Source organism: Microbacterium sp. BF1 (assembly GCF_019279095.1).
In the GTDB taxonomy this organism is placed as follows: Bacteria; Actinomycetota; Actinomycetes; order Actinomycetales; family Microbacteriaceae; genus Microbacterium; species Microbacterium maritypicum.
In genome coordinates this window covers 1-5,893 of the sequence record NZ_JAGYWT010000127.1, presented here as the reverse complement: position 1 = coordinate 5,893, position 5,893 = coordinate 1, and the positions used below count along the sequence as shown (strand labels likewise).

Below are 5,893 nucleotides of genomic sequence, written 5' to 3'. Positions count from 1 at the left end.
CGCGATCGCCCACCTCGATGGGGGCGTGATCCTGCGCGACGCCGCCGATGCCCCGGCCGGAAGCACGCTCACGATCACCCTCGACCGGGGCTCGCTGACCGCCCGCTCGGAGGGCGAGATCGCGGAAGACGCCTGAGCCGGACACCCGCGGCACACGACGTAAGATGGAGGAGTGAGCGCCCTGAACGACACCCCTGTGGACACGCTGTCGTTCGAGGCGGCTCGAGACGAGCTCGTCAAGGTCGTCGCCGAACTCGAACAGGGATCCCCGACCCTCGAGAACTCGCTCGCCCTCTGGGAACGTGGTGAGGCTCTCGCCGCCCGTTGCGAAGAGTGGCTGCTGGGCGCCAAGCGCCGCCTCGACGCGGCTCGCGCCGCGGCATCCGATGTCGAGACGCCGGTAGGAGACTCGTGAGCAAGCAGCCCCCGATCATCGCCGAGCTCGGCCGCCCCGAGACTCCGGAAGAGACCGCCGCCCGCAAGGCCGCGTTCAGCAAGGCCTACCGGTCGAGCCAGACGGTGCGAAACCTCGTGGCCGCTCTCCTGGTCACGGTCGCCGTGGTCGCGGTCATCATCTTCGCCGTCCCTCGCGGCACTCCGGTCGAGCAGAAGCCGCTGGATGTCGCCGCCGTCGCCGAGGGCGTGGAGTCGTCGATGGAACGCCCCGTGCTGATCCCGGAGCTCGGCGACTTCTGGCGTGCGAACGGCGCCGAGATGCAGGGTGGCGCCACCGTGGTGTGGGAGGTCACCCTGGCCCCGAAGTCCGACACGGAGCGCGGCTTCATCAAGGTGGCCCAGGCGTTCGACGCCGATTCCTCCTGGGCTCCGCAGCGTCTGAACGGCATCGCCCCGACCGACACCGTGCGCATCGGCGGCCTCGACTGGGACGTCTACAAGCCCGGAAACGCCGAATCGAACGCGAACGTGACGTATGCCATCGGCACGCAGGCCGGCGACGACTACATCCTGCTCTACGGCTCGCGCTCGGCCGATTCGAGCGCCGAACTCGCCGAATCCCTCATTCCGCAGATCCGCATCATCTCGGAGGCCCCATGACGCACCCGTTGACCCCCACAGCCGCCTGGAAGCAGATGCAGGACGGCAACCGCCGTTTCGTGCAGGACGAGCCCCGGCACCCGAATCAAGACGTCGCCCGTCGCAAGGATCTGACGGCAGCGCAGCATCCGGTCGCCACCCTGTTCGGCTGCTCCGACTCGCGCCTCGCCGCCGAGATCATCTTCGACCTCGGCCTCGGCGACCTGTTCGTGGTGCGCAACGCCGGACAGGTGATCGGCGAATCGATCGTCGCGAGCCTGGAGTATGCCGTCGCGGTGCTCGAGGTGCCGCTGATCGTCGTGCTCGCCCATGACTCCTGCGGCGCCGTGCGTGCGGCGATCGACGGCACCGCGATCGACGCCGCTCCCCTGCCCCCGCACATCTGGAAGCTGATCGCCCCCATCGTTCCCGCCGCGCGGAAGGTGCTGGCCGAGAGCGGCGGGACCACTGTCGCCGAGATCGACTCGGAACTGGTCGGCATCGAGCATCTGCGCAACACCGTGAGTGATCTGCTGCAGTCGTCCGAGATCATCAGCGATGCCGTGTCCGCGGGTCGCCTGGGCATCGTCGGCGCCAACTACCGTCTGGCCGAGGGCACCGCGGTGCCCGTGATCACGGTCGGAATCGACGCCGACGGCGTCACCACCGAGGGAACTGACCCCGCAACCAAGGAGGGTTCGGAATGACCGAGCAGGACTACCGCATCGAGCACGACACCATGGGCGAGGTGCGGGTGCCCGTGAACGCACTCTACGGAGCGCAGACCCAGCGCGCCGTGGAGAACTTCCCGATCTCGGGCAAGGGACTGGAATCGACCCAGATCGCTGCCCTGGCCCGCATCAAGAAGGCCGCGGCGCTGGCCAACAAGGAGCTCGGCACTCTCGACGGTGCCATCGCCGATGCGATCGCCCAGGCCGCCGACCAGGTCGCCTCCGGAGACCACGACGGCGAGTTCCCGGTCGACACCTACCAGACCGGCTCCGGTACCTCGTCGAACATGAACATGAACGAGGTGCTGGCGACGCTCGCGACGCGCATCCTCGGCGCGACCGTCCACCCCAACGACCACGTGAACGCCTCGCAGTCGTCGAACGATGTGTTCCCGACCTCCGTGCACATCGCGGTCACCCAGGCCCTCATCGACACGCTCATCCCCGCGCTCGACCACCTCGCCGTCGCCCTCGAGGCGAAGGCCGAGCTGTGGAAGGACGCCGTCAAGTCCGGCCGCACCCACCTGATGGATGCCACCCCGGTGACCCTGGGCCAGGAGTTCGGCGGCTACGCCCGTCAGATCCGCCTGGGCATCGAGCGCGTGCAGTCGGCCCTCCCCCGCGTCGCCGAGGTCCCGCTGGGCGGCACCGCGGTCGGCACCGGCATCAACACCCCGCTCGGCTTCCCGCAGAAGGTCATCGCGCTGCTCGCGGCAGAGACCGAGCTGCCCATCACCGAGGCCAAGGATCACTTCGAGGCGCAGGCCAACCGTGACGGACTGGTCGAGGCCTCCGGCGCGCTGCGCACGATCGCGGTCTCGCTGACCAAGATCAACAACGACCTGCGCTGGATGGGCTCCGGCCCCAACACGGGTCTCGGCGAGCTGCACATCCCCGACCTGCAGCCTGGTTCCTCGATCATGCCGGGCAAGGTCAACCCGGTCGTTCCCGAGGCCGTGCTGATGGTGTGCGCACGCGTGATCGGCAACGACGCGACGGTCGCCTGGGCCGGCGCATCCGGCTCCTTCGAGCTGAACGTCGCCATCCCGGTCATGGGCACGGCCGTGCTCGAGTCGATCCGTCTGCTCTCGAACGCCTCGCGCGTGCTCGCTGACAAGACGATCGACGGCCTTCAGGCCAACGTCGAGCGCGCCGCCGCATTCGCGGGAATGAGCCCGTCGATCGTGACGCCGCTGAACAAGCTCATCGGCTACGAGGCTGCGGCGAAGATCGCCAAGCACTCGGTCGCCAAGGGCATCACGGTGCGCGACGCCGTGATCGACCTCGGCTACGTCGAGCGCGGCGACCTCACCCTCGAGCAGCTCGACGAGAAGCTCGACCTGCTGTCGATGACGCACCCGGGCTGAGTTCCCCCACGAAACAGCGGATGCCGCGAGGACTCGTTCCTCGCGGCATCCGCTGTTCTTGGGCACCGCTCACATGCATGACCTGGCCACGGATGCCGGAGCGCATGACGGTGAGCAGTCATGCATCCGGCAAGAACTCATGCAGGTGTCACGGTCAGGCGCGTGCCCGCCCGAGAGCCGCTGCGATCGCTGCCACGACCACATCCCAGGAGTGCAGGATCATCGCGTAGTCGAAACGCAGCGTCTCGAATCCGAGACGTGAGGCCACGGCGTCGCGCATGAGATCCCGGTGGCGATTCGCCGGTCCGTCATGGTTCTCCCGACCGTCTGCCTCCAGGATGACTCGACCCTCGATGACGAAGTCGACGCGTCCGACACCGTCGATGATCACCTGCGTACGCACGGCGACCCCGATCAGGTGGAGCCTCAGCCGAACCACCGATTCCAGGCCGCTCTCCGCATCAGGGCGTGCGAGATCGATGAGCCAGCGCGCTGTCGAGGGAAGGGCCGCGCGGACGTTCGCGCGGGCCACCGCCGTCAGCATCCGCTTGTTCCACGCAGACTCGAACGCGGCGAAGAAGAACTCCTCTCCGTAGCAGCCGAACGCATGCACCAGTGCGACCTCGATCGGGGCGATCCCGACGTCCATACGCCCGGGAGTGAAGTGAGCGACGCACGCGCACGGCTTCGGGTGATGCCGTCGCCCACCCAGCCCCATCCAGACATGCACCTCATTCGAGACCTCGAGGGTCCATACTCCACGGAGCCTCAACGCGCTCCCACACGTGAGTGCGCCTCCGTGTGCCGCTGCGGCGACCACCTCCGACGCCGCTCCCGTTGAGGCGAAGACGCCTGGCCGCACCCGCACGAGCCGTCCTGCCGTGCACTCGGCCCCCAGTCGCGAGCGCGAACAGCCGAATGCCTGAAGTCGCGTTCCGCGCGCGACCCCGCCGAGGTGTCCGAGGATGAATTCGACGTCGATCATCCCTCGATCCTGGCTGCGCACCTCCCCGCGACGCCGCCGCGCCGACGCAACTGGTGGACAGGTCTTGGAAGCACGCAGATGTGCAGGTCGATACTCCTTCTCCCCCTGTCCGGATGCATGAGGAACCGACGAATGTCTGAGCCGGGGAGGACGCACGATCCTGCAAGCGGCCATGGCTCATGCATCCGAGCGGAGCCCGGCCGCTGTGCACAGTCACCCCGCACATGTGACAGCGGATGCCGCGAGAACCTGTTCCTCGCGGCACCCGCTGTCTCGCGCCGTCAGCTGAGCTCTCCACCCTCCAGGAGCTCGGTGACGAGCGCTGCGATCGCCGAGCGCTCGGAGCGGGTCAGGGTCACGTGGCCGAAGAGCTCGTGTCCCTTCAGCGTCTCGATCACGCTGGCGATCCCGTCGTGTCGGCCGACGCGGAGGTTGTCGCGTTGGCCGACGTCGTGCGTGAGGATCACGCGCGAGTTCTGTCCCATGCGGCTCAGCACCGTCAGCAGCACATTGCGCTCGAGAGACTGGGCCTCGTCGACGATCACGAACGCGTCGTGCAGGGAGCGCCCACGGATGTGGGTCAGCGGGAGCACTTCGAGCAATCCACGCTCGATCACCTCCTCGACCACGTTGCCCGAGACGACCGAGCCGAGCGTGTCGAACACCGCCTGCCCCCACGGGCCCATCTTCTCGCCCTGGTCACCGGGGAGGTAGCCGAGCTCCTGCCCGCCGACCGCGAACAACGGTCGGAACACGATGATCTTCTTCTGCTGCTGCCGCTCCAGAACCGCCTCGAGTCCTGCGCAGAGCGCGAGCGCCGACTTGCCGGTGCCGGCGCGTCCGCCGAGGGAGACGATGCCTACCTCCTGATCGAGCAACAGGTCGATCGCGATGCGCTGCTCCGCCGAACGGCCGTGCATCCCGAAGATGTCGCGGTCTCCGCGCACCAGTCGGTACTCGCCGTCTCCGCTCACCCGACCGAGCGCAGAGCCGCGCTCGGAGTGGATGATCAGTCCGGTGTTCACCGGAAGGCCGCGAGCCTGCTCGCTGATGCCGACCTCGCTCTCGTAGAGGTCGCTGATGTCGTCGCCGGAGAGGTCGAGCGTCGAGATCCCGGTCCACCCGGAGTCCACCGCCTGCTCGGCGAGGTACTCCTCGGCGCGCAGGCCCAGGGATGCAGCCTTCACGCGCATCGGCAGGTCCTTCGAGACGATCGTGACGTCCTGACCGTCCTGCGCGAGATGCATCGCGACCGAGAGGATGCGGGTGTCGTTGTCGCTGAGGCGGATACCGGCCGGGAGCACCGAGGAGTCGGTGTTCGCGAGTTCGACCCGGAGAGTGCCGCCCTCACCGACCTCGACCGGGAAATCCAGGCGTCCGTGCTCGATGCGCAGGTCATCGAGGTGTCGAAGGGCCTGCCGCGCGAAGTAGCCGATCTCCGGATCGTGCCGTTTGCCCTCGAGCTCGGTGATCACGACGACGGGGAGGACGACCGAGTGCTCGGCAAACCGGAAGAACGCCTGCGGATCGCTCAGCAGGACCGAGGTGTCGAGGACATAGGTGCGCAGATCCTGATCCGGATCGGCGGACGATGCTCGCCTCGTGGTCTTACGGGTGGACTGCTGCGCGGTGCTTGTGGCCTGCTGCGCTGTACGTGTGGTCACGACCCACTCCCGACCCGGGTAATCCCGGTTATTCGAACGAGTCGACCAGGGGGTCACGAGTCGTCAACCTGAGGCCGACTCGAACGGGCGCCTTGCCCGATGCCTAGAACG

At 67.8% G+C, this 5,893-nt stretch carries 6 protein-coding genes; 4 read left to right on the top strand and 2 right to left on the bottom strand.

Translation table 11 applies throughout. The features are described from left to right. Positions 1 to 172: 172 nt before the first annotated feature. The 4 genes from KZA10_RS06550 to KZA10_RS06535 are packed head-to-tail and all read left to right on the top strand — an operon-like array spanning position 173 to position 3,133. Positions 173 to 415 (top strand): exodeoxyribonuclease VII small subunit, encoded by a 243-nt coding sequence (locus KZA10_RS06550; protein ID WP_174799562.1) that lies wholly within the window; start codon positions 173 to 175, stop codon positions 413 to 415. Next, the gene (locus KZA10_RS06545) at positions 412 to 1,056 is read left to right on the top strand and encodes a DUF4245 family protein (protein ID WP_218682459.1); all 645 of its coding nucleotides are present in this window, start codon (positions 412 to 414) and stop codon (positions 1,054 to 1,056) included. The genes KZA10_RS06550 and KZA10_RS06545 overlap by 4 nt, the downstream gene beginning before the upstream one ends. Next, positions 1,053 to 1,742 (top strand): carbonic anhydrase, encoded by a 690-nt coding sequence (locus tag KZA10_RS06540; protein WP_017828705.1) that lies wholly within the window; start codon positions 1,053 to 1,055, stop codon positions 1,740 to 1,742. The genes KZA10_RS06545 and KZA10_RS06540 overlap by 4 nt, the downstream gene beginning before the upstream one ends. Beyond that, positions 1,739 to 3,133, top strand: coding sequence for an aspartate ammonia-lyase (locus KZA10_RS06535; protein WP_055864571.1), 1,395 nt, complete (start codon positions 1,739 to 1,741; stop codon positions 3,131 to 3,133). The genes KZA10_RS06540 and KZA10_RS06535 overlap by 4 nt, the downstream gene beginning before the upstream one ends. A gap of 154 nt (positions 3,134 to 3,287) precedes the next feature. Here KZA10_RS06535 and KZA10_RS06530 read toward each other — a convergent pair whose 3' ends face one another. Beyond that, the gene (locus KZA10_RS06530) at positions 3,288 to 4,118 is read right to left on the bottom strand and encodes an endonuclease domain-containing protein (protein WP_141386701.1); all 831 of its coding nucleotides are present in this window, start codon (positions 4,116 to 4,118) and stop codon (positions 3,288 to 3,290) included. 281 nt (positions 4,119 to 4,399) lie between these two features. Then, positions 4,400 to 5,782: a PhoH family protein gene (locus tag KZA10_RS06525; RefSeq protein ID WP_141386702.1), complete on the bottom strand. Its 1,383-nt coding sequence runs from the start codon at positions 5,780 to 5,782 to the stop codon at positions 4,400 to 4,402. Positions 5,783 to 5,893: the final 111 nt, after the last annotated feature.

Bases quoted from the DNA above. Each gene is read 5' to 3' on its own strand.
- KZA10_RS06540 (WP_017828705.1), top strand. From the start codon at position 1,053: ATGACGCACCCGTTGACCCCCACAGCCGCCTGGAAGCAGATGCAGGAC.
- KZA10_RS06535 (WP_055864571.1), top strand. From the start codon at position 1,739: ATGACCGAGCAGGACTACCGCATCGAGCACGACACCATGGGCGAGGTG.
- KZA10_RS06530 (WP_141386701.1), bottom strand. From the start codon at position 4,118: ATGATCGACGTCGAATTCATCCTCGGACACCTCGGCGGGGTCGCGCGC.